Below are 24,418 nucleotides of genomic sequence, written 5' to 3'. Positions count from 1 at the left end.
TTAGAAGGTGGATCTTTTACAAAGCTTTTACGCTAAATCGTCAGCATCACCTAAGCCCTGTGTAAGCTCTTCTAACAATTGCTTAATTTCTTCAGATGCAAGAATAAAATCAGCATCTAGTTTAACCGCCATATCTTCTTTAGGAATATCGGCATTTTCTTCTTTAAGTGTTTCTGAATAGCTTAAACGTTTAATTGAGCCATCGTTTTGTAGCATAAATTTAACGCGCTCTTGCCAATCAAGGGCAAGCTTAGTAACGCGCTTACCACTTTCAAGGTGCGACTTCACTTCGTCACACGATAGGTCATGGCCTTTGAGTTTTACCTGAGCACCACTGTCATCAGCTTCTTCAAGTTCAGCGTCTGACCCAATTGCAAAGCCTTCTGGAGTACTAAAGTTAGTAAGCCAGTCAGTTAAAAATACGTCTAAATCATAATTAGCAAACGCAGGAACAACGGGTAATGTCCCTAATGATTTACGTAATAGAGCAAGTAGTTCCTCTGCTTTATTAAAGCTTGCACTATTAACTACCACCCACCCATTTTCTTGGTCTATAAAAGCAAACTGCAAGCTCGATTTTTTAAATGCTTGTGGCAATAAGGTGTGTAAGATGTTTTCTTTTAATTCATCTTTTTCTTTTTTCTTTACTGGGCGATTTTCTTCGGTTTCAATCTGATCAACTTTTTCTGCTACCAGCTCATTTATTACCGAGGCTGGTAATACTTTTTCTTCACGTTTAGCGCACACTAAAATACTTTTTTGTGAGAAATGAGACAGAGTTTCACCATGTTTACCAAATGCTTTTGTCCAACCAAATGTTGCCAACTCTTGGCCAGTACAAGGACGAAATAGATCTTGCTCTAATGCCTTATCAAAGTCTTCTTGTGTGTATGAAACGTCTTGTTTAAAGCGATAGCATATAAGGTTACTAAACCACATAGGGGAATGATCCATTTAAAAAATTTGTGCAATCATAGCAATAAAAGCCGCTTCTAGAAACGGCTGATTTAGCTTAATCAAGTTTAAAAAGTGGCAGGGGAGATGACATGTTTTTAGGGAACGAAATACGGTAGTGTAGCCCTTGCCCAGGCTCACTACTTACTTCAATTTTACCATTGAGCGTTTGTTTTACTAGATTAAAAATAATATGAGCACCTAAGCCGCTGCCACCCTCATCACGCTTGGTGGTAAAAAATGGGTCAAATAAACGCTTTAGTTGAGCCGGTTTTAAACCTAAACCGTTATCTTGATAATTAATGATGAGGTCGTTTTCATCAGTATTCACATCTATGGTGATTTGGCCGCTGTTTATATTTTCAAAACCATGTACTAATGAGTTCATAATTAGGTTCGTAAATATTTGGCTAATGACTCCCGCAGGTAAGTTAATAATTAAATCATCTGGGCAATGTAGGCGAATGCTGTGAGATGTTTTTTTAATTTGTGGGTGCAAAGAGCGTATAACTTCGTTGATGTAGTCTTTAAAGTTAATTGTTCTTAGGGCTTCACTGGCCTGATCTACCGCAATTTGTTTAAAGCTGGTTATTAAATCTGAGGCACGTTCTAAGTTGTGAGAGAGCAGTTGAGCGCTTTGTGCTGCATCATTAATAAAGCCTTCTAACGCCGCTGACGATAATGATTTATTTTTATACGCAGTTTCTATTTCGGTTAATCGCTCTTGTAAAAAAGAGGTGGCAGTAACGCCGATACCAATAGGGGTATTAATTTCATGAGTGATCCCCGCCACTAAGCCGCCTAATACCGCCATTTTTTCTGAGCCAACCAGTTGCTCTTGCGCAAAGCTTAATTCATCGAGCGAACTTTGCAGCTGAGTTTGTTTGCTTAACAGTTCTTGTTCGGTTTGCTTTCGTAAATCGACTTCCTCTGTTAAAACTGCTTTTTGTCGCTCTAGTTCATATTTTTGTTGCTGTAGATCGATCATTGCTTGGCTTAAATTTGATGTTTTACGCGCAACATCCTGTTCAAGTTGTAAGTTTTGTTGATCCAGTTTTTGATTGCTTTCAATTAGGTCATGCTGAGTTTGTTTTAACTCTTTTTTATACTCAACAACCTTCGAAATCAGATTGTTAAAAGAGCGTTCCATTACTTTAAGCTCGTTATTTTCATCGGTGACTATTTTAACCTGTTGACCATCAAGCTCTTCTAACTCAAGGTATTCAATTTGCTCGGTTAATTGAGTGAGGGGCTCGGTGAGTAACTTTCTAAATGCAATTAAAAATAAGATGATTAAAAAAGTAGTTTTAATCATGGCATTACCAATCAAAAAGTAGATAGAGAGCATAATGCGACTAAAAATTACATCGCGACTAGAAAATAAAGTAACATCGCCTACTTGCGTTGCTCGTCCTGAAAACTCAAAAATAAGTGGGAATGTATAGCCAAATAAACCGGCTTTGGTGTCCTCTACCATGACATCTTCTTGCACAAGTTGCTGGCTGTAAAGATTGTGAATATTTAGCGCGCGGCCTAATTGAGAAATAATAGCGCCATTATCGTCACGAATAATAACCCCCTCAACCATAGGTATATCGAGTAATCCTTCGGCGGTTGTGGTGGTTTGCTTTATATTTAGCTCCCAAATTGCTCGGGTTAAACTTCTACCAAAGGTCTTTTGTAATGTGCCAAGTTCATCGCGTATGTAATCTTTAGTATTGACGTACTCTGCGAAAATTTGCCCGCAGGTCACCACAAAGGTCAGTATAAAATAAACTGATAAAACCCGAGTGAGTAACTTTGTTGAAAGACTTTTTTGCGGCATGGGAGGCTTATATTTCCTTAAATTATTCAACTGTTAATGTACGCTTATAAACATTAGTTAATAAATGATTAAAAATAAACATATATTTTATAATATTGCTATTTAGCGTTGTTAAATAAGCAATCATTCTGTTCTATATGCATTGGGTTTCTATTTGAGAACCGTTTGTTTGGATAGGCTGTTTTTTACTTGGAAATAGTTAATTTACTAATTTGTATTGTGCAATTAAGCATTTTATTGATAACGTTAATAAAAGTTACAATAAATAATCTGCTCGTTGCTAATTTGGTTATAATTTTGACTATTGCGGATTGGGCAACCAACTAATTTTACAGTGGGTTTAGGTGTTTTGTATGAGTTTAATTAATGGGTCATTATGATGCGTTTTTCTATTTTAGTCTGTGATGATTCCACCGTTGCTCGCAAACAGGTAATACGCTGTTTAAAAGAATGTATTGATGCCGATATTCAGCAAGCAACTAACGGTAAAGAGGCGTTGGAGCAATTGCGTCAAAGGCATTTCGATCTCCTGTGTCTTGATTTAACCATGCCTGAAGTTGATGGTATTGAAGTACTTGAGCAAATCAAAATTTCTAAAATAGAGTCTTATGTATTAGTGATCTCTGCTGATATCCAACAAAAAATGCAAGCACGTGTCGCGCAACTAGGCGCAATCGATTTTATTCATAAGCCAATTAATAAAACGCAACTGAGTACAGTTTTGCATAAGTTTGGCATTTATTAATAAATTTCATGATGAAAAAGACTGTTTTATCTGCTAATTTAGGGTTGACAGAATAGCCTGTGTTAAGGCAGTCTTAAGCTTATGAAAACATTTAGTCTTGTAACGACCATTATTATTACAACCACCATTCTTACTGGATAGTGGCATAGGTCGGTGCAACAAATTTAAAGGCCTGTGTTCACTTAGAACACAGGCCTTTTTTCGTTTTATGGAATGAGGAAACATAAAAAATGCGCGTATTAAAATTTGGCGGCTCATCGCTCGCTGATTTTGCCTGTTTAGAGCAAGTTGCTGCACTCGCTAAGGCACAATTAAAAGATGAAATGTTACTGGTACTGTCAGCCCCAGGTGGCATGACTGACTCGTTAGTTAATTTAGCTAGTACTGCAGAGCAGGGGCATGACTTTAGCGAACAATGGCATTCACTGACTAGCCGATGCAACATGCTCAAAGCAGCGGTAGAGGAAAAGCAAGGAGCAGTTCAAAACTGGCCTGACTTTAACGAACTTAAAAATAAGCTTGATGGTATTGCACTGATAAAGTGCTGCCCTGATCAGGTCAGAGCGTTCATTATTAGCTTTGGTGAGCGTGTTAGCGTATCGCTAATGCAAAGTCTATTAGCCGATCATAACGCGCATTATTTACAAGCAACAGATTGTATTGTTTCAACCGGCGGATGCATAGACGCAGAAGCGGATTTAGTGGCCAGTAAGGCACGTTTTCAAGCTGTGTTAAAAGAATCCCCTGCGACGGTTTACATTATGCCTGGTTTTACTGCAAGTAATGATGAAGGGGAGCTCACAACGCTTGGTCGTAATGGGTCTGACTACTCGGCGGCGATTGCTGCGGCGTGTTTAGAGGCGCAAGTGTGCCAAATATGGACTGACGTTGATGGTGTATACAGCGCCGATCCGCGTTATATCAAAAAAGCCACTAAGGTTGATTTCCTATCTTACAAAGAGGCGATGGAGCTTTCTTATTTTGGCGCTAAAGTGTTGCACCCTAAAACTATCCTACCGTGTGCAAAAGCTGGAGTGCCATGCGAAATTAAAAACACTCATAACCCAGATGCGCAAGGCTCGCTAATTAGTAACGATACGGTATCTGATGAACCAGTAAAAGCACTCTCAAGCCTACAAAATTTAGCTATGCTAACCGTTTCAGGCCCGGGCATGAAAGGTAAAGTAGGCATGGCATCTAAGGTATTTAATGCATTGGCACATGATAACGTGTCAATTGTACTCATTACCCAGTCATCATGTGAATTTAGCATTAGCTTTTGTGTGCATGAAAGCGATTTAAATCTAGCGTTAAGTGCGTTGCAAGTAGCCTTTGACTTAGAGTCAAAAGCGGGGCTCATTGAGCCGGTAAATGTGCAACGTAATTTAGCAATAGTAACGTTAGTTGGTGATAACATGCGTGCCCATAAGGGGTTAGCGGCTAAGTTTTTTGCATCGCTTGCACAAGCGCAAGTAAACATTGTTGCCATAGCGCAAGATTCAACAGAAAGTGCTATTTCAGCCGTTATTGACGGTGAATTATGTAATGACGCGGTTAAAATTTGCCATGAAAACTTCTTTACTCATGTTCCTTCAATTGATGTGTTTTTATTGGGCTGTGGCTTAGTCGGCCAAGAGCTAATTAACCAACTTGAGCGTCAACAAGCATGGCTTGAAAAGCGTAATATTAAATTAAACCTATATGGTGTTGCCAACTCTCGTCAATTACACCTTGATGGTGAGGGGATTGCGTTTGATGATTGGCAGCAAAAACTGGCGCAGTCAGAGCAAGCGTTTGATTTAAAACTGGTCGAGCAGTTTGTTAAGCAAAATCATTTAGTTAATCCAGTGCTAGTTGACTGTACTTCATCAGATGCCTTAGCTGCACAATATGTAGATTTTTTAAATGCAGGTTTTCATGTTGTGGCTGCCAATAAAAAAGCCACCACGAGTTCATATACGTATTACCAAGATTTAATTGCAGCAACACATAAAAATAATCGTAAGTTTTTATACGAAACTAACGTAGGTGCAGGTTTACCTGTAATCGATAACTTGCAATCGTTGTTTGGTGCAGGTGATGAGTTACTTGAGTTTAGTGGTATTTTATCAGGCTCGCTTTCATACATGTTTGGAGCACTAGAAGATGGTCTATCACTTTCTGAAGCAACAATTAAAGCCAAAGAAAGCGGGTTTACAGAGCCCGATCCGCGCGATGACTTATCGGGAACTGACGTAGCACGTAAATTACTGATCATTGCACGCGAAGCCGGTATGAAATTAGAGCTTAGCGATATTGAAGTGGAGTCGGTTTTACCGCCAGGTTTTGCCCTAGGTGACAATGTGGAGCAGTTTATGGCGAAATTACCTAGCTTAGATGCTGGTTTTAACGACCGTGTTCAAAGTGCAGCAAGTGAAGGTAAAGTACTTCGCTATGTAGGCACAATTAAAAATGGTCACTGTAAGGTCGGAATCGAAGCGGTGGATTCATCACATGCATTGAATGTTATTCGTGATGGTGAAAATGCGCTGGCTATTTTAAGCCAATACTACCAACCGCGTCCGTTTGTAATTCGTGGTTATGGGGCTGGCTCTGCAGTAACGGCTGCGGGTGTATTTGCAGACATATTAAAAACATTATCTCGCTAGGAGTCAGTCATGATTGAAGTATATGCTCCGGCGTCTATTGGTAATTTTGCCGTTGGCTTTGATGCGTTGGGCGCCGCACTTGCGCCCATTGATGGCGGTTTATTAGGTGATGTGGCGGTTGTTAGTGCCGCATCGAGTGATGAATTTATTTGTACTGGCGACTACGCACATAAGTTACCTAGTGATGCGCAAGAAAATTTAGCATATCAGTGTTTAGTGCACTTTAGAGCGCATGTTGCGCCTGATATGCCTGCGGTAAAGCTCGAACTTAGGAAAAATTTGCCGATTGGTTCGGGATTAGGCTCAAGTGCCTGCTCTGTGGTGGCGACATTTGCAGCACTGGATAAATTTGCCAAAACTAATTTAAGCCAAGTAGAGCTCATTGAGCTTATGGCAGATTTTGAAGCCGTTGTAAGTGGGGGGCGCCATTACGATAACATCACACCGTGTTATTTAGGCGGCTTACAGCTAACCGGTGATTTAATTCCTGATAAATCTATTGCTTTACCTGTTGATGAAAACTGGTATTACGTCGCCGCATTTCCGGGCTTTTCGCTCAATACCGCAAAAGCGCGCTCTGTTTTACCAAAAGAGCTAAGTATGCATGCCGGGGTTGAGTTTGCTCAGCGTTTATCGGCGTTTAGTAGCTTACTGTTAACAGGGCGTTTTGATGATGCATTAAGCATTATGAAAGACGAAATAGCAGAGCCATACCGTGCGCCACTTATAAGCGGCTTTAGTGATGCCAAAGCAAGCTTACCAGCACTGGGTGCTGAAGTTGTGAGTATTTCAGGCGCAGGGCCGACCTTGTTTAGTGTATGTAAAACGCTTGAAGCGGCAGAGCAATGCGCGCAGTGGCTAGAGGAAAATTACATCAACGAACAAGGCTTTTGCCATATTTGTAAATTAGATAACGACGGCACGCGTCAATTAAATGTTTTATAGGATAAAGAGTCATGCAATTACATAATTTAAAAGAATATTCACAAAAAGTGTCGTTTGTTGAGGCTGTAAAAACAGGACTAGGGCGTAATCAAGGTGTGTTTTTTCCAGAGTCGTTAGCGCCATTAAGTGATGTTGATGCATTACTAGATATGGACTTTGTTACTCGCAGCGGCAAAATTTTATCGCACCTTATTGGTGACGAGCTACCAAGTGATACTGTTGCCCAGATGGTTAAGAATGCGTTTAACTTTCCGGTTAAGCTGGTGGAAGTTGAAGATAATACCTATTGCTTAGAGTTATTTCACGGCCCAACACTGGCATTTAAAGATTTTGGTGGCCGTTTTATGGCCGAGTGCTTGGCGCAATTTAATCAAGGTGAAAAAGTCACTATTTTAACTGCAACATCGGGTGATACCGGGGCTGCCGTAGCGCATGCTTTTTATAACAAACCAAATATTGATGTCGTTATTTTATACCCTAAAGGTAAAATTTCATTAGCGCAGCAAAAGTTATTTACAACGCTTGGTGACAACATTCATTGTTATGCGATTGAGGGTAGTTTTGATGATTGCCAAGAGTTGGTTAAAAAATCATTTTTAGATGAAGAGCTAAAATCGAAGTTAGGTTTAAACTCAGCAAATTCAATTAACATTAGCCGTTTAGTCGCGCAGGTATGTTATTACTTTGAAGCCATTGCACAGCTGCCAAAAGAAAAGCGTGCTACAGCGCATATTTCAGTACCGAGTGGTAACTTTGGTAATGTGTGTGCGGCTATGATTGGCGCGGTTATTGGTATGCCTGTAGGTAAACTAAGCGCGACTACAAACCAAAACGACACAGTACCGCGCTTTATGCTTGATAAAAATTGGACGCCTAATGCGACAATTGAATCGCTTTCAAATGCAATGGATGTGAGTAAACCTAATAACTGGCCACGTGTGCAATCAATGTTAGATAATAACTGGTTTAGTTATGATAACTTTTATTCGGTGAGTGTTGATGAACAGCAAACACAAACAGTGATGAAAAAAATTCAACAGCTTGGCTATATTGCAGAGCCTCACACCGCAATTGCTTACCAAGGTCTTGTAGAAAATAAGGCGGCAGATGCTGTGGGGATTTTTTTAGCGACTGCGCATCCGGCCAAATTTAAAGACAGCGTTGAGGATATCCTTAATGTTGAATTAGATATGCCAAAGCCGTTAGCTGATGCATTAGCAAAACCGTGTTTAGCCACTGATATGCACAACGATTATGATGTTTTGCGTACAGAATTGCTTAAAAAGCTTGCCTAAAAAAGGCAGATAATAAAAGCGGCTTAGGCCGCTTTTTTTGTTTGTTTATGCATCGCTTTAGACATAACGCATAAGCTATATAAATGTAGTAAATAAAATTCATTTAAAATTGTTATTAGTTTATAAAAAAATATCATCATCAAAATGCTGTGAAATAGTTTCAATCCCTGTTTAAATATCCTCAACTTAAGAGCGTAGGCAAAACGTCGTTTTAAGCGTACAATAAAGCCTCTAAAAAATACCCATACACGTTGCCCAGGAGACCCCAATGTTAGAACGTAGCATGAATATTTCGGACTTTGATCCAGAGTTATTTGACGCGATGAGCAAAGAAACATCACGTCAGGAAGAGCATATTGAGTTAATTGCATCTGAAAACTACTGTAGCCCACGCGTACTTGAAGCGCAGGGTTCTCAGCTGACTAACAAATACGCTGAAGGTTACCCGGGCAAACGTTACTACGGTGGCTGTGAGCACGTAGACGTGGTTGAGCAACTTGCTATTGACCGCGCAAATGAATTATTTGGTACAGATTACGCAAACGTACAGCCTCATGCCGGTTCACAAGCGAATGCTGCTGTTTTCCAAGCTCTTTTAAGCCCACTTGATACTGTATTAGGCATGAGCCTAGCGCACGGTGGTCATTTAACGCACGGCTCACACGTTAACTTCTCTGGTAAAACATACAACGCAATTCAGTATGGCCTTAACGAAGAAACTGGCGAAATTGATTACGCACAAGTTGAAGCGTTAGCACTTGAGCACAAACCAAAAATGATCATTGCTGGTTTTTCTGCATACTCAGGTATTGTTGATTGGGCTAAGTTCCGTGAAATTGCAGACAAAGTAGGTGCTTACTTATTTGTTGATATGGCGCACGTTGCAGGTTTAATTGCTGCGGGTGTTTACCCAAGCCCAGTGCCATTTGCTCACATTGTAACAACCACAACACACAAAACATTAGCGGGTCCTCGCGGTGGTTTAATCATCTCTGCGTGTGGCGATGAAGAAATTTACAAAAAGCTAAACAGCGCTGTTTTCCCAGGTGGCCAAGGTGGTCCTTTATGTCATGTTATTGCTGCTAAAGCGGTCGCATTTAAAGAAGCACTTCAACCTGAGTTTAAAACATACCAAGCACAAGTTGTTAAAAATGCACAAGCAATGGTTGCGGTATTACAAGAGCGCGGCTACAAAGTAGTATCGGGTAAAACTGACAACCACTTATTCTTACTTGATTTAATCGACAAAGATATCACAGGTAAAGATGCAGATGCTGCCCTAGGTAATGCGAATATCACGGTTAACAAAAACTCAGTACCGAACGATCCACGTTCACCATTTGTTACCTCTGGTCTGCGTATTGGTTCACCAGCAATCACTCGTCGTGGCTTTAAAGAAGCTGAATCAAAAGAGTTAGCGGGCTGGATCTGTGATGTACTAGACAACATCGAAGATGAATCAGTACAAGCGCAAGTAAAAGAAAAAGTGAAAGCAATTTGTGCAAAATTACCTGTTTACGCTTAATCCAAGAGTAAAATAGTAATTTAGATCACAACTGCACACATTTTTGTTATGATAATGGCCGCTATGATAGCGGCCATTTTTTGTTTTTAAAACGGAAACACACAGTTATGCATTGCCCTTTTTGCACCGCCAAAGATACTAAAGTTATTGATTCTCGCCTTGTAGGTGGGGGACACCAAGTACGTAGACGTCGTGAATGTAATGAATGCCACGAACGATTTACCACCTTTGAAGGGGCTGAATTAGTGATGCCACGGGTCATCAAGCAAGATGGCAGCCGCGAACCGTTTAATGAAGATAAGTTACTAAATGGCTTAACTCGCGCCCTCGAAAAACGCCCCGTAAGCACTGAGCAAGTTGATGAAGTGGTTAATATTATTAAGTCGCAGTTACGTGCCACTGGCGAACGCGAAGTGTCTAGCCATTTGGTGGGTGAGTGCATTATGGAAGCGCTTAAAAAGTTAGATAAAGTGGCCTATGTAAGATTTGCCTCTGTATATCGCTCGTTTGAAGATATACGCGAATTTGGTGAAGAAATAGCCCGCTTAGGGGAATAGTAATGACCAAGCAAAGTTCGTTTTCAGAGGATGATAAACGCTACATGGCTCGCGCTATTGAACTGGCAAAAAAAGGGCGCTTTACGACAACCCCTAATCCTAATGTTGGCTGCGTACTCGTAAAAAATAATAAAATAATAGGTGAAGGGTTTCATCAGTTAGCGGGTCAAGGTCATGCAGAGGTAAACGCACTGGCTATGGCTGGTGAAAATGCCAAAGGCGCAACCGCTTATGTAACACTTGAGCCTTGCAGTCATTATGGTCGAACACCGCCATGTGCTGAAGGGCTAAAAGTAGCAGGTGTTAAAAAAGTGATTGCCGCAATGGTTGACAGCAACCCGCAAGTTGCAGGCAAAGGTCTGAAAATTTTAGCGGATGCTGGTATAGAAGTTGCTCACGGATTACTTGAAGCGCAAGCTCGCGCATTAAACCTTGGGTTTTTTAAGCGCATGGAGCAGGGGTTACCCTTTGTGACCTGCAAAATGGCCGCCAGTATTGATGGTAAAACGGCGCTTAAAAACGGGCAAAGTAAATGGATAACTGGCCCCGCAGCACGCCAAGATGTGCAACTATACCGAGCACAAAGCTGTGCAATTTTAACCGGTGCCGATACGGTATTAATGGATGATGCAAAATTAAATGTGCGCCCAGAAGAGTTACCGTATTCTTTACCAACTGATTTACCACTGCGCCAACCGGTTCGCGTTGTTATTGACTCACAAAACAGACTTACCCCTGATCTTGCCTTATTTTCAATTCAAAGCGAGGTGATAATATTTACCACCAAGGTTGATAAATCGCATCAGTGGCCTCATTTTGTTAAACAGATTGAAGTACCTGAAAATAATAATAAAGTAGATTTACTGGCCGTGTTAAACACGCTTGCCCAATTGCAGTTTAATAATGTGTGGCTAGAGGCCGGAGCAACACTGGCCGGTAAAATGACAGAACTTGATTTAATTGATGAGTTTGTTTTTTACATTGCTCCTAAATTAATGGGCAGCGATGCTAAAAGTTTACTAAATTTCCCAGAGTTAATGAGTATGCAAAATACCATTAATTTAACTTTTAATGAGTGTGTGCCAATCGGTGATGATTTACGTATCACAGCACACAAAAAAGCTCATTAATCATTTTATATAAAGAGTAGCACTATGTTTACTGGAATAGTTGAAGCGACAGGTAAAATTGCGTTATTACAAAAAAAACAAGGTGATTTAGCTATTCGTATCCAAAGTAAAAACCTTGATATGAGTGATGTTAAGTTAGGTGACAGTATTGCAACCAATGGTGTCTGCCTGACGGTTGTTGATAAGCATATTGATGGCTTTAGTGCTGACTTATCAAATGAAACGATTAGCTTAACGGGGTTTGCACATTACGCATTAGGGCAAACCGTTAATCTAGAAAAGGCGATGCAACCTGTCTCGCGCCTCGGTGGTCATTTAGTGTCTGGCCATGTAGATGGTATTGCTACTATCACAGCGATTAATGCCAATGCGCGAGCAACAGAATATTGGTTAGCCACCGATGAAAATTTAATGAAATACATTCCTTACAAAGGGTCGGTTTGTATTGATGGTATTAGCCTGACGGTTAATGCGGTTGAAGGTAATAAATTTAAACTGACGATTGTGCCGCATACCAGCGGGCAAACGACCATAGCTGACTTTAAAGTTGGCACCCAAGTTAATTTAGAGGTCGACCAAATAGCACGTTATTTAGAGCGCCTAGTTAGAGGGGCTGAGCAGCCTACGGGTTCAGATATTTCGATGAGCTTACTCGCTAAAGCGGGCTTTATAAAATAACGACATTGACAACTTATACGAGCAACTTATGAATTTAAACAACGCACAAGAGATAATTGATGACATTAAAGCCGGTAAAATGGTTATTTTAATGGATGATGAAGACAGAGAAAATGAAGGCGATTTAATTATTGCTGCTGAGCACATTAGTGCAGAAGCCATTAACTTTATGGCGACTCATGGCCGTGGACTAATTTGTTTAACCATGACTCAAGAGCGTTGCTCGCAGCTTGATTTACCATTAATGGTAAAAAATAATGGTGCTGCATTCTCAACTAACTTTACTATGTCTATTGAAGCATCAAAAGGGGTTACCACAGGTATTTCTGCAGCGGATCGTGCCCGCACTGTTCAAGCTGCCATCGCGAAAGGCGCTGTGCCAAGCGATATTGTACAACCAGGTCATATTTTTCCTATTATGGCGCAACCAGGCGGCGTGTTAACACGTGCCGGGCATACAGAAGCGGGGTGTGACTTAGCGCGTTTAGCAGGGCTTGAGCCATCATCAGTGATTGTAGAAATCCTAAATGAAGATGGCACCATGGCGCGTCGTCCTGATTTAGAAGTATTTGCTAAGCAACATGATATTAAAATTGGCACCATTGCTGATTTAATCGAGTACCGTAACCTAAACGAAACCACAATTGAGCAAGTTGCAAAATGTAAATTGCCAACTGAACATGGTGAGTTTGACTTAGTGACTTACAAAGACACCATTGATGGGCAGTTACACTATGCATTGCTTAAAGGTGAAATAAAGCAACAAGAACCGACCTTAGTACGTGTGCATTTACAAAGTACCTTTAACGATATTTTACTCTCTGATCGCAATGCTGACCGTAGTTGGGGTTTATCGCAAGCAATGGCTTATATTGCTGAGCATAATGGCGCCTTAGTTATTTTAGGTAAGCAAGAAAGCACTGAAGAGTTAGAAGCCACAGTAAAAGCGTTTGCCGCAGCTGATGCGGGTGAAAATGTGACGCCACGTAAATTTCAAGGTACTTCGCGCACCGTAGGTGTGGGTTCGCAAATTCTGGCTGATTTAGGTATTCAAAAAATGCGTTTGATGAGTTTACCTAAAAAATACCATGCATTATCAGGGTTCCATTTAGAAGTGGTTGATTACGTAGAGCCACAATAATTACGCGCTAGGTTATTATTTTATTTATGTGGTATAATGCGCATCAATTTTTGCGCAACCGAAATCGCTTAAACTTATTTTTAGGGTTATCAAATGAAAATTATTGAAGGTAATAAATACGCTCCAGGCAAAAAGTTTGCCATTGTCATTTCTCGTTTTAATGACTTTATTGGTAGTAGCTTGCTTGCAGGTGCTGTTGATGAGCTAAAACGTACTGGTGGAGTATCAGAAGACGATATTACCGTGATTTACGTACCCGGTGCGGTTGAATTACCTTTAGCAGCGAAACGCGTTGCAGCAAAAAAAGAATATGATGCAATTATCGCCTTAGGTGTAGTGATCAGAGGGGGCACGCCTCACTTTGATCTCGTCGCTGGCGAGTCAAATAAAGGGCTTGCACAAGTATCGCTTGAGTATGATATCCCGGTTGCATTTGGCGTATTAACCACTGAAAGCATTGAGCAAGCAATTGAGCGCGCAGGTACCAAAATGGGTAACAAAGGCGGCGAAGCTGCTTTAGGTGCGCTTGAAATGGTTAATGTGTTAGATAAAATTTAAGTTTAAGGAATTTTTGTGAAACCAGCAGCAAGACGTAAAGCACGTATCTTAGCACTTCAAGCCGTGTATTCATGGCAATTAAGCGGCAATGCAATTGCCGATATCGAACAACAAATGTTGATCGAAAACGATGTGACTAAAATTGATGTTGAATATTTTAAAGATTTAGCGCGTGGAGTTGCCGTAAATCATAAGCAACTAGACGAAGCTGTATCGCCTCATTTAACTCGTCCATTTGATGAATTAGACGAAGTTGAACGTGCAATCTTACGTTTAAGCAGCTACGAGCTTAAATTTCGTGAAGATGTTCCTTACAAAGTGGCTATCAATGAAAGCATTGAATTAGCGAAAATGTTTGGCGCTGAAGATAGCCATAAATTTGTAAACGGTGTACTTGATAAAGCTGTAAAACAGTTACGCAAGTCATAACAACTTAAGCTGTATATTAATTCAGTGAGTTGTTATAAATAACCGTTAAAAAGGAGAGCCGGCATAGGCCGGCTTTTTTGTGTATGAAGGAATTTGAATTAATTAATCACTACTTTAAAGGTCGCGGTATCACTCGTCGCGATGTTAATTTAGGGATTGGAGACGACTGTGCGCTTGTCACAGTACCAGCAAACTGTCAGCTTGCTGTAACAACAGATACCTTAGTTGCTGGGGTGCATTTTTTTCATGATATCTCTCCTCGCGCATTAGGGCATCGAGCTCTGGCAGTAAATTTAAGTGATTTAGCTGCCATGGGCGCAGAGCCTACATGGGTATCGGTTGCACTCACGTTGCCAAGTATCGATCCACAATGGATTGCAGAGCTGACTGACGGTATGCATGAAATTGCTGAGTACTTTAATGTACAAATTATTGGTGGCGATACGACTCAAGGCCCTCTCAGTATTACTATTTGTGCAAAAGGCACGGTTCCTGAAGGTAAAGCACTGCGTCGAAGTGGCGCAAAAGTGGGCGACTGGATTTTTGTAACCGGACCGCTAGGTGATGCTGGTTTGGCAATTGAGTCAAAAAAACAAGGTTTGCCAGTTGCACCTGAACATTTAAAGCATATTAATAAATGTTTAAACTTTCCAACGCCACGCGTGGCCGCCGGACAAGCTTTGCGTGGCTTAGCGTCATCAGCTATTGATATTTCAGACGGTTTACTTGCTGATTTAAGTCACATTTTGGATTTGTCACAGGTCAGTGCAACAATCAATATTGAAAATGTACCTACTTCTGTTGCAATGCAAGCGAGTCTTGATTTTGAGCAACAGCTTCCTTTTATACTCAACTATGGCGATGACTATGAACTACTTTATACCGTCCCAGACAGTAATAAGAGTATGCTCGATATTAAGTTGCGCCAATACGGTGTAGAAGCAACCTGTATCGGCCAAATCAAAAGTGGTGTCGGGAATATAGAATTATTACACCAAGGTGAAAAGTTTGTTTTTGAGCACAAAGGCTTTGAGCACTTTTCCAAGGAGCAGGTTTGAATAAAAACCGATTATTTAATTTAAAACGCCCACATCAATTTTTTGGTTTGGGTTTTGGTACAGGGCTTGCGCCTAAAGCCCCAGGTACATTTGGTACTTTAGCGGCGTTACCGTTTATTTTTATTACCATGCATTTTCCGTTATGGTTACAAATTGTATTTGCGGTGGTGATCAGTATATTTGGTATTTGGGCATGTGGAAAAACAGCTGATGACCTCCAAGTTCATGACCACCCCGCTATTGTTTGGGATGAAGTCGCTGGTTACTATATAACGATGATTGGTGCAGCACTGAATTGGCAAACATTATTAGTGGGCTTTTTACTATTTCGCTTTTTTGATATAGCAAAGCCAGGGCCGATTCGTATACTTGATAAACGTGCTCATGGTGGGTTTGGTATTATGGCCGATGATGTACTTGCAGGTATTTTTTCGCTTATTTGTTTGCAAGCATTGATAAAAGTAGGTTTACTACCCTTTTAATTTATTATTTGTTTAACTAGGTGGCAGCACTATGATGCGATTTTTATTGGTTTGTGTACTCTTGATGTGTGCCATGCCAAGTACGGCTTCAATTACTGATTACGTAGTTAAACAATGGAACATTAAAGACGGACTTCCCTCACAATCCCTCAAAAGTGTGGTGCAAGATAACCAAGGCTACATGTGGCTTGGTACGCAATTCGGATTAAGCCGATTTGATGGTAACACTTTTACTAATTACAACACTCAAAATAGTCTGTTTTTACCCAGCAATGGCATCAATAAATTACTGATTGATGGCCAAGGACTATTATGGATAGGCACGAAAAACGGCCTCGTTGTTATAGACCCAGAAAAGCTAACCGCACAAGAGTTTAATATTAAAGGCCCTGTTAGAGATATTCTTGAAGACTCTAAAGGCAGTATTTGGATAGCAGCTAATGGGCTTTATTACATAGACAGAGGCCAGATAGAGCTGCGCGACCAGCTAAACAATCCGAGCCCTATCGTAAATGCCACTGCGATCACCCAAATAGTAGGGTCAGTCAGTAAAATGGCGCTCTCACCAGAGGGAATTTGGCTGGTTAACGATCGTAATTTATTGCGCTTGACGCAAAGCGCGTCTGATTTTTCTAAATTGCGTTTAGAGCTTACCGCTAAAGTGGCCTTGCCTGATCGTTTAGCGCAAACAATTGTTCACGACTTATCCTTTTTAAATGGCAATTTATATCTTGCTTCTGAGCTAGGCGCTTACTTTTTAGATTTAGATGATGAGCTACGCCCATTTCCGCTGCCTAACGCTAACAACTCAGCCGTTTATAAGTTTATGAGTGATGGCAATGGTGGCTTGTGGGTATCGACTTATGGGCGCTTATTGTTCAGAGGGAAGTCGGATGATTGGCAATGGGTTGAGCCCAGTCAATTAGATCAAAGTATTTGGTTTGCCGATATATTTAGAGATGATGAAAATAATATATGGTTAGCGAGTTTTAGTGAGGGACTTTGGCTTGCTCATGAAGGGCGAATAGAGCGCCATTCAGCCATTTCTAAAATGACCGAAGCGGTTATGGCCATTAGTAAATCACCAGATGGTAAGTTATGGATTGCCAACAAAAGCGGCGTAGGCTATTTCGATGCCGATAAAACGTTTATCAATGTCATCAACAGTACCAAGTATGGTAATGCCTCAGTACATGACTTACAGTTTGACGGCAATCGTCTTTATGTTGCCACTGGTAGAGGTTTGTTTTTCTACGAGTCGAATACCTTATATAGTTTCCCTGCCCGTGCGCTAAGTGATAATCCTGTATTTGCTATTAGTACGTCGACTAAAGGCGGCTTTTGGGTGGGCACTGGGCGAGGCTTATATCGTTTAAATTACAACGGGTTAAACCCTTTTGCGTACAATGCTTTTTTAGGCAGTAAGTTTGTAACCTATGTTTTAGATAAACCAAATTTTGGGGTGATTGGTACCAGTAAAGGGGCGTATTACTTTACTGAACGCGGGATAGAAAAAATAGGCGACCAAACCACTTTGGAAAGTGCGTACGTTACTAGCATTTTACACATTAAAGGCGTGGGGATTTTAATTGGCTCGCTTAACGATGGTTTGTTTTATCGCAGTGGACAAGGGCAGTGGCAGCAATTAGATGCCGCCAATGGGCTGCCATATGGTTCTATATTTAGTCTTGAGTACGATGATACTACAAAACGCATTTGGGTAAGCACCATGAAAGGGGTTTATCGCATGCCAGTTGAGCAATTCAAAGCCAACATTGAAAGCCTAAAAGTGGAGGAAGTGATCTCTTCATTTGATCGACAGCTCGATGGTAAAGCAAGTCAATGCTGTAATGGTTTAGGCCATGATGCGGTGGTTGATATGGATAATTCAATTTGGTATCCCAGCTTGCAAGGCGTTGTAGAAATTCCTAAAGACGTAGAATTATTTGGACTGCGTTCACTTAAACCAACTATAGAAACTTTAACCACGCCATCACGAAAACTTGCTGCGGCTGCGTTAGGTAAAAAGCCAGTACTTAAAACTGACGAGCGTGATGTAACGCTTACCTATACCGCTATCGATTATTATGCACCTGCAAGTATAGAGTTTAGGTATAAACTCAATGGACTTGATAATGATTGGCGCTATGCAAATACCCGCCGAGAAGCAATTTACACTAACTTACCAGCAGGTATGTTTTTATTTGAATTAGAGACAAAACGTCAAGGTGAAGATTGGGGCAAAGCGCAATCGGCCGAATACGCTTTTGTGGTGCCTGAACGATTTGGTGAAACTATATATTTTAGATTACTGATCACCAGTGGTTTTGTGTTGCTCTTTTATTTGGTGTTTTGGGTATTTAAAGTTCAAGAGCGACGTAAGCAGCAGGTTCTTGAGGGGCTTATTACTGAGCGAACCCTTGAGCTTCGTCAAGCAAACGATAAATTAAACCAAGTAAACTCTCAGCTTAAACTTGTTAGTCACTCTGATGAGCTAACAGGGCTGAGAAGTCGCCGTTTTTTGTTTGATCAACTACCAAAAGATATCGAGCATTTTCAGCGTAACTCGCAGTCATTGCAGGCTCAAGGTAAATCGTTGGTGTTGTTAATTATTAATTTAGATAACTTTAGCCGCATTAACGATGCCTATGGCCCTATTGCTGGAGATAGCTGTTTACAACAAGTAGCGGCATTACTTAACTCGCGTACCCAAGGTTCTGATTATGTTGCCCGTTGGAGTGGTGATGAGTTTTTACTGTTATTGCGCGATTTTAAATGTAATTTAATCGACAGCTATGTATCTGAATTATGCCAAGCAATTGCAGATTATTCGTTTCAGCTTCCTAACGGTGAAACAACCAATATAACAGCGTCAGTCGGGTGGTCGTTCTATCCGTTACCCCTGTTAGGTGGGCAAGTTATTAGCTGGGAAACATCAATTAATCTAGCTGACATAGCATTACATCAAGTTAAAAAACGTGGCGGCGATGGCGTCGCTAATATTACCTTTGACGAGCAATTAGATGCATTTGAGTTTGAGCAAAACCCCAATGTTGAACAGCAAATTGGTTTGTTACAAAGCAATGGTCTAGCCGATATTAAGGTATGGATGCGCTAGAGGTTATAGATGAGCAATAAAAAAGGAGCCAATGGCTCCTTTTTTATTAAACACGATAAGTGTTAGCTCATAAATGATTTAATTGAAGTTAAAATACCGTGTTCACCTAACCCCATTTCATCGTGCATTTGCTGTTGTGTGCCATGTTTAATGAATTCATCAGGAATACCTAAGTTAAGCACTTTTACATCGGCTTTAATGCTCGCTAAATATTCATTAACTGCAGAGCCTGCACCGCCCGCAATCGCGTTATCTTCAAGGGTTACAATAATATCGTGATCATTAATCAGCTCATCAATTAATGCCGTATCAAGTGGCTTAATAAATCGCATGTTTACTAAAGTGGCATTGAGCTCATCAGTGGCAAGTTGTGCGTTTTCAAGCAAGGTACCAAATGACAATATAGCCACTTTAGTACCTTTTTTAATTACATTCGCTTTGCCAATTTCTAGCTTTTGCATAGTGCTTTGAATGTCTGCTGAGCCTGCACTGCCACGCGGGTAACGCACAGCTACTGGGCAATTGGCTTGATAGCCTGTATAAAGCATATGACGGCATTCGTTAGTATCACTTGGGGCCATAATGACCATATTAGGTATACAGCGCATAAAGCTTAGGTCATAGGCGCCTTGATGGGTTTCACCATCGGCTCCAACAATACCGGCGCGGTCTATAGCAAATAATACCGGTAGGTTTTGCAGTGCAACGTCGTGAATTAGTTGATCGTACGCGCGTTGTAAAAAGCTAGAATAGATAGCCACAACGGGCTTTAAGCCCTCACAAGCAAAACCTGCAGCAAGAGTAACAGCGTGTTGTTCTGCTATTGCTACGTCAAAGTATTGTTCTGGATACTCTTTAGAAAAACGTACCATGCCTGAACCTTCACGCATAGCTGGCGTGATTGCCATGAGCTTACTGTCTTGCTCGGCCATGTCACAAAGCCAATCACCAAACACATTTGAGAAAGTCGCCGCACCTGGCTTAGATTTTGGTAAGCTTGATGTTGCAGGATCAAATTTTGGTACGCCATGATAACCAATCGGATCGGCTTCGGCAGGCTTGTAACCTTTGCCTTTCTGGGTTTTTATATGTAAAAGCTGTGGGCCTTTTAAGTTACGCATATTGCGCAGCGTATCAACCAACATATTCACATCATGGCCATCAATTGGGCCAATGTAATTTAGACCTAATTCTTCAAAAAAAGTACCCGGGATCATCATCCCTTTAATGTGTTCTTCCATACGGCTAGCAAGCTCTTTTACCGGCGGTACACCAGAGAGCAGTTTTTTACTGCCTTCGCGGATGTTGGTATAAAAGCTACCTGATAAAATACGCGCAAAATGATTGGTTAACGCACCGACATTTTCAGATATCGACATTTCGTTATCGTTCAAAATGATCAGCATGTCTGATTTAACATCACCAAGGTGGTTCATTGCTTCAAAGGCCATACCAGCAGTAATTGCGCCATCGCCTATTACCGCGACTGTTTTACGGCCTTTGCCTTCTTTTTGTGCAGCAATAGACATACCTAACGCCGCAGAAATTGAGGTACTTGAATGGCCAACACTAAAGGTGTCGTATTCACTTTCATCTCTAAAAGGGAAAGGATGCAATCCGTCTTTTTGGCGAATGGTATGCATTTGATCACGACGGCCAGTCAGTATTTTATGCGGATAAGCTTGATGACCCACATCCCAGACCAAGCGGTCATCGGGTGTGTTGTATACATAATGTAGTGCAACGGTAAGTTCTACGGTTCCTAAACCAGACGCTAAATGGCCGCTACTTTGCGATACCGAATTGAGTAAATAGTCACGCAATTCATGGCTAAATGCAGGAAGCTTATCTTGTGCTAAGTCTCGCAAGTGGGCTGGTTCGTTCACCAAATCAAGTAATGGATACTTGCTGCTATCAAGTGTCATGGTTTTTTATATATCCTTCGCTAATATTAACCCTCCTCAAAACAAACGAGGTTTAAAAGGCGGCTTAATATTCAGTAATAATTTTATACTAAGAGTTAATACGTTTTAGCTGTATTTAATGGTCACGTTCAATTAAATAGTTAGCCAATGCAGCTAAATCTGTTGTGTCTGCGTCAATGTTAGCTAATGCCTCATGGGCTTGTTGTATTAAATTTTGTGCTTTTTTCTTAGCGCCTAGCATACCTAATAAAGCGGGGTATGTCGCTTTATTCGCTGCAATATCTGACCCTTGTGGCTTGCCTAAAGTAAGCGTATCGCCCTCAACATCTAAAATATCGTCATGAACTTGAAATGCAAGCCCTATAGCGTATCCAAAAGTTGATAAGTTATCTAAAGTTTGTTGGCTTGTATTAGGAGCGCACAGTGCGCCAAAAGTGATCGCACAATTTATTAGCGCACCGGTTTTAAGTTTATGAATGCGTTCTAACTCATCAACAGTAATAACTTTATCGGTTGCTGCAATATCGCGGCCTTGTCCGGCAACCATACCTTGTAACCCCGATGCATGCGCTAGTGCTGCGATCATTTTTAATTGTGCTTCAGTCGAACATTTAAATGTGTGCTTAGCAATAAGTTCAAATGCTAAAGTTTGCAGTGCATCTCCAGCTAAAATCGCTTGTGCTTCACCGTATACAATATGACATGTAGGGCGACCACGGCGTAAATCATCATCATCCATAGCAGGTAAGTCGTCATGCACTAATGAATAACTATGAATACATTCAATGGCTGCGGCAAGTACATCTAAATCACGCTTGTCAGCACCGAGTATTTTACCTGTGGTGTACACTAAAAACGGGCGCAGTCTTTTACCACCATTCATTACACTGTAATGTGTGGCTTCTTTTATAGTATTGTCGCTTTCAAGAGGTTGTTCAAAATAAAGGTTGAGCGTATTAGCTACATCATCTTGAGCGAGTTTTATTTGTTCTTTTATGCTCACGATTATTCCATATCGTTATCAAACTGAGTAAGCGGTGCTTTTTCGTCATTACCCATTAATATCGAAACCTTTTGCTCAGCTTGTTGAAGTTTGCCTGAAGATGCGCTCGCAAGTGCAATACCTCGCTCAAATTGCTTTAAAGACTGTTCAAGCGATAAATCACCTTGTTCCATTTCACTGACAATTGTTGTTAACTCTTCTAGTGCTTGTTCGAAACTTAAATTTTCAGGTTTTTTAGTCGCCATCTTTATTTTCAACTTACATAATAAATTTAGACGCCAATTTTAGGGGGAATGCTAAACTAGGTCAAAGAATGATATTGTTTTTTGATAGATAAATGCTGTTGATTGGGTTTTATTGCGTTTCAACGTTATTTTTTAAAATTATTAATTTTGATTAATTAGATTGATTACCTATGTTGATCTAAAATATAGCTAATCTTAATTTTACCGTTTATCATAAAAATCACTTAAGTATTTCAGTACCTTGCCGATAAACAATTAATAACAACGCTTGCGAAGAAAAAATATAAAACCTTTGGAGGGAATGTGGATTTAGCAACCATTATTGGGATCCTTGGCGCAATTGGCTTAATTGTCATGTCCATGTTTATGAGTAGTAGCGGTGAAGTCGCTATGTATTACAATACCCCTTCTGTGGTTATTGTATTTGGTGGTTCCCTTTTTATCGTTTTATCTAATTTTACCATGTCGCAATTTCTTGGCATTGGTAAAGTATGTGCAAAAGCGTTTATGTTTAAAATTGAGCCTCCTGAAGCATTAATCGAAAAAGCGGTAGAATTAGCTGACTCTGCTCGAAAAGGCGGGTTTTTAGCCTTAGAAGAAGCCGAAATCCCAAATCCTTTTATGCGCAAAGGCGTTGATATGCTAGTAGATGGACATGATGCTGATGTGGTACGCGCAACATTACAAAAAGATATTTCCCTGACGACAACTCGTCATGAAATGGGCGCAAGCTTATTTAAGTCGCTAGGTGATATTGCTCCCGCAATGGGGATGATTGGTACATTAATCGGCTTGGTGGCTATGTTATCAAATATGGATGATCCAAAAGCAATCGGCCCAGCCATGGCGGTTGCGTTGTTAACAACGTTGTATGGGGCATTTTTGGCGAATGTTGTCGCCATTCCTATTCAGGTAAAACTTGAACTGCGTAAAGACGAAGAGGCCATGAATCAGCGCTTAATTTTAGATGCAGTATTAGGTATTCAAGACGGGCAAAATCCTAAAGTAATTGAAGGGATCTTGAAAAATTATCTAGCTGAATCAAAACGCGCAGTCAATACTGAGGAATAATTATGTCAGATGAAGAGTGCAAATGCCCACCTCCAGGACTTCCTGCGTGGATGGGAACGTTTGCCGATTTAATGTCATTATTAATGTGCTTTTTCGTACTTTTACTCGCATTTTCTGAAATGGATGTACTTAAATTTAAACAAATTTCAGGCTCAATGAAGTTTGCTTTTGGTGTACAAAATAAAATAGAAGTAAAAGACATTCCAAAAGGGACATCTGTTATTGCTATGGAGTTTACGCCGGGTAAACCTGAGCCAACTCCTATAGAAACCATTCAGCAACAAACGGTTGAAATGACCCAACAAATGCTTGAGTTTCAGGCGGGAGATGAAAGCTCCGCAGGTGGACGTCAAGAGCAACGTGGTGAAAAGCGAGGTGGTGAATCAAGTAGTACCTCAGAGGAAGTTGCTGCAGCTACGGCAGTGTCTGCTGCTGATCAAGAGCAAATAAATGACTTAGTTAAAAAAATTGCGCAACAGCTTGAAAAGCAAATTATTGATGGGGCTATTGAGCTTGAATCTTTAGGGCAGCAAATCATAATTCGTATTAGAGAAAATGGCTCGTTTCCATCGGGGAGTGCATTTTTACAACCACAATTTAAACCTATCATTCAAGATATTGGCCGATTACTTAAAGATGTACCCGGTGAAATTACGGTGTCTGGTCATACGGATGATTTTCAGGTTTCCAACGAGCTTTACATTAATAACTGGGATTTATCATCTAAACGCGCAGTTGCGGTAGCGAGTGAATTACAAAAAGTTCCAGGTTTTGATAAAACCAGAATGATGGTGGTAGGACGTGCAGAAACTAGGCCCTTAGTGCCGAACGATTCCCGCGAAGATCGAAGACGTAACCGCCGTGTAGAAATATCAATTTTACAAGGCAAGGCAAAAGAGTCAGCGCCAATTGATGTAAGATAGAATGACTTGGCTATGTACCTTTTTTAGCATGGAATGCAACATTCTTAACAAATGTAATGAGGCGAATATGTTAACTAAGTATTGTAGTATGCCTGGTAACGGCGATGGAACTGATGAAGATACAAAAGTTAAGTAAGGTTATTTAACCTCAGATCTGCATAAG

The 24,418-nt window shown here is 40.7% G+C and carries 21 protein-coding genes; 16 read left to right on the top strand and 5 right to left on the bottom strand.

Annotated features, from left to right (window positions below):
- Positions 1–27 precede the first annotated feature (27 nt).
- Both rdgC and CWC14_RS16175 read right to left on the bottom strand, forming a co-directional pair.
- Positions 28–939: a recombination-associated protein RdgC gene (rdgC, locus tag CWC14_RS16180; RefSeq protein WP_138563886.1), complete on the bottom strand. Its 912-nt coding sequence runs from the start codon at positions 937–939 to the stop codon at positions 28–30.
- A gap of 73 nt (positions 940–1,012) precedes the next feature.
- Entirely contained in the window at positions 1,013–2,779 is a 1,767-nt protein-coding gene (locus CWC14_RS16175) for an ATP-binding protein (RefSeq protein ID WP_013464224.1), read from the bottom strand.
- 376 nt (positions 2,780–3,155) lie between these two features.
- On the opposite strand from CWC14_RS16175, the gene CWC14_RS16170 reads away from it, so the two are divergent.
- The 14 genes from CWC14_RS16170 (at position 3,156) to CWC14_RS16105 (ending at position 19,088) form a co-directional block, all read left to right on the top strand.
- Positions 3,156–3,524: a response regulator gene (locus tag CWC14_RS16170; RefSeq protein ID WP_138563884.1), complete on the top strand. Its 369-nt coding sequence runs from the start codon at positions 3,156–3,158 to the stop codon at positions 3,522–3,524.
- A gap of 230 nt (positions 3,525–3,754) precedes the next feature.
- Positions 3,755–6,172 carry a bifunctional aspartate kinase/homoserine dehydrogenase I gene (thrA, locus tag CWC14_RS16165; RefSeq protein WP_138563882.1) on the top strand — a complete coding sequence of 806 codons (2,418 nt, stop codon included), beginning with the start codon at positions 3,755–3,757 and terminating at the stop codon, positions 6,170–6,172.
- 9 nt (positions 6,173–6,181) lie between these two features.
- A complete protein-coding gene (gene thrB, locus CWC14_RS16160) occupies positions 6,182–7,117 on the top strand; it encodes a homoserine kinase (RefSeq protein WP_096038198.1) in 936 nt (311 codons plus the stop codon).
- A gap of 11 nt (positions 7,118–7,128) precedes the next feature.
- Positions 7,129–8,412: a threonine synthase gene (gene thrC, locus CWC14_RS16155; protein WP_138563880.1), complete on the top strand. Its 1,284-nt coding sequence runs from the start codon at positions 7,129–7,131 to the stop codon at positions 8,410–8,412.
- A 268-nt stretch (positions 8,413–8,680) separates the two neighbouring features.
- Positions 8,681–9,937: a serine hydroxymethyltransferase gene (gene glyA / locus CWC14_RS16150; RefSeq protein ID WP_138563878.1), complete on the top strand. Its 1,257-nt coding sequence runs from the start codon at positions 8,681–8,683 to the stop codon at positions 9,935–9,937.
- A 107-nt stretch (positions 9,938–10,044) separates the two neighbouring features.
- On the top strand, positions 10,045–10,494 hold the full coding sequence (gene nrdR, locus CWC14_RS16145; protein ID WP_010390928.1) for a transcriptional regulator NrdR: 450 nt from the start codon (positions 10,045–10,047) through the stop codon (positions 10,492–10,494).
- A gap of 2 nt (positions 10,495–10,496) precedes the next feature.
- Positions 10,497–11,624 (top strand): bifunctional diaminohydroxyphosphoribosylaminopyrimidine deaminase/5-amino-6-(5-phosphoribosylamino)uracil reductase RibD, encoded by a 1,128-nt coding sequence (ribD, locus tag CWC14_RS16140; protein WP_138563876.1) that lies wholly within the window; start codon positions 10,497–10,499, stop codon positions 11,622–11,624.
- A gap of 24 nt (positions 11,625–11,648) precedes the next feature.
- Positions 11,649–12,302: a riboflavin synthase gene (locus CWC14_RS16135; protein WP_128583396.1), complete on the top strand. Its 654-nt coding sequence runs from the start codon at positions 11,649–11,651 to the stop codon at positions 12,300–12,302.
- Between the two features lie 28 nt (positions 12,303–12,330).
- The gene (ribBA, locus tag CWC14_RS16130) at positions 12,331–13,443 is read left to right on the top strand and encodes a bifunctional 3,4-dihydroxy-2-butanone-4-phosphate synthase/GTP cyclohydrolase II (RefSeq protein ID WP_138563874.1); all 1,113 of its coding nucleotides are present in this window, start codon (positions 12,331–12,333) and stop codon (positions 13,441–13,443) included.
- 93 nt (positions 13,444–13,536) lie between these two features.
- Positions 13,537–14,001, top strand: a complete 465-nt coding sequence (ribH, locus tag CWC14_RS16125) for a 6,7-dimethyl-8-ribityllumazine synthase (RefSeq protein WP_008110216.1) — start codon at positions 13,537–13,539, stop codon at positions 13,999–14,001.
- Positions 14,002–14,016: 15 nt separating this feature from the next.
- Positions 14,017–14,430 (top strand): transcription antitermination factor NusB, encoded by a 414-nt coding sequence (nusB, locus tag CWC14_RS16120; RefSeq protein ID WP_008110215.1) that lies wholly within the window; start codon positions 14,017–14,019, stop codon positions 14,428–14,430.
- A gap of 83 nt (positions 14,431–14,513) precedes the next feature.
- Positions 14,514–15,488, top strand: coding sequence for a thiamine-phosphate kinase (thiL, locus tag CWC14_RS16115; protein WP_138563872.1), 975 nt, complete (start codon positions 14,514–14,516; stop codon positions 15,486–15,488).
- On the top strand, positions 15,485–15,970 hold the full coding sequence (locus tag CWC14_RS16110; protein ID WP_008110211.1) for a phosphatidylglycerophosphatase A family protein: 486 nt from the start codon (positions 15,485–15,487) through the stop codon (positions 15,968–15,970). Before thiL ends, CWC14_RS16110 begins: the two co-directional genes overlap by 4 nt.
- 31 nt (positions 15,971–16,001) lie before the next feature.
- The gene (locus CWC14_RS16105; RefSeq protein ID WP_064664071.1) at positions 16,002–19,088 is read left to right on the top strand and encodes a ligand-binding sensor domain-containing diguanylate cyclase; all 3,087 of its coding nucleotides are present in this window, start codon (positions 16,002–16,004) and stop codon (positions 19,086–19,088) included.
- Positions 19,089–19,150: 62 nt separating this feature from the next.
- Here CWC14_RS16105 and dxs read toward each other — a convergent pair whose 3' ends face one another.
- The 3 genes from dxs to xseB all read right to left on the bottom strand — a co-directional run bounded on the left by dxs (position 19,151) and on the right by xseB (position 22,261).
- Positions 19,151–21,013, bottom strand: a complete 1,863-nt coding sequence (dxs, locus tag CWC14_RS16100) for a 1-deoxy-D-xylulose-5-phosphate synthase (protein WP_028834922.1) — start codon at positions 21,011–21,013, stop codon at positions 19,151–19,153.
- A 115-nt stretch (positions 21,014–21,128) separates the two neighbouring features.
- Positions 21,129–22,016 (bottom strand): (2E,6E)-farnesyl diphosphate synthase, encoded by an 888-nt coding sequence (gene ispA / locus CWC14_RS16095; protein WP_138563870.1) that lies wholly within the window; start codon positions 22,014–22,016, stop codon positions 21,129–21,131.
- A 2-nt stretch (positions 22,017–22,018) separates the two neighbouring features.
- Positions 22,019–22,261: an exodeoxyribonuclease VII small subunit gene (gene xseB / locus CWC14_RS16090; protein ID WP_008110204.1), complete on the bottom strand. Its 243-nt coding sequence runs from the start codon at positions 22,259–22,261 to the stop codon at positions 22,019–22,021.
- A gap of 303 nt (positions 22,262–22,564) precedes the next feature.
- Here xseB and pomA point away from each other — a divergent pair, with 303 nt between their 5' ends.
- Together pomA and CWC14_RS16080 are read left to right on the top strand one after the other, a co-directional pair.
- Positions 22,565–23,332 (top strand): flagellar motor protein PomA, encoded by a 768-nt coding sequence (gene pomA / locus CWC14_RS16085; protein WP_076922026.1) that lies wholly within the window; start codon positions 22,565–22,567, stop codon positions 23,330–23,332.
- A gap of 2 nt (positions 23,333–23,334) precedes the next feature.
- Positions 23,335–24,255, top strand: a complete 921-nt coding sequence (locus CWC14_RS16080; RefSeq protein WP_138563868.1) for a flagellar motor protein MotB — start codon at positions 23,335–23,337, stop codon at positions 24,253–24,255.
- Positions 24,256–24,418 lie beyond the last annotated feature (163 nt).

Source organism: Pseudoalteromonas sp. S3260 (assembly GCF_005886925.1).
Lineage (GTDB): Bacteria > Pseudomonadota > Gammaproteobacteria > Enterobacterales > Alteromonadaceae > Pseudoalteromonas > Pseudoalteromonas tetraodonis.
The sequence above is the reverse complement of the archived record's forward strand: the minus strand, read 5'-3'. Positions and strand labels throughout refer to the sequence as shown.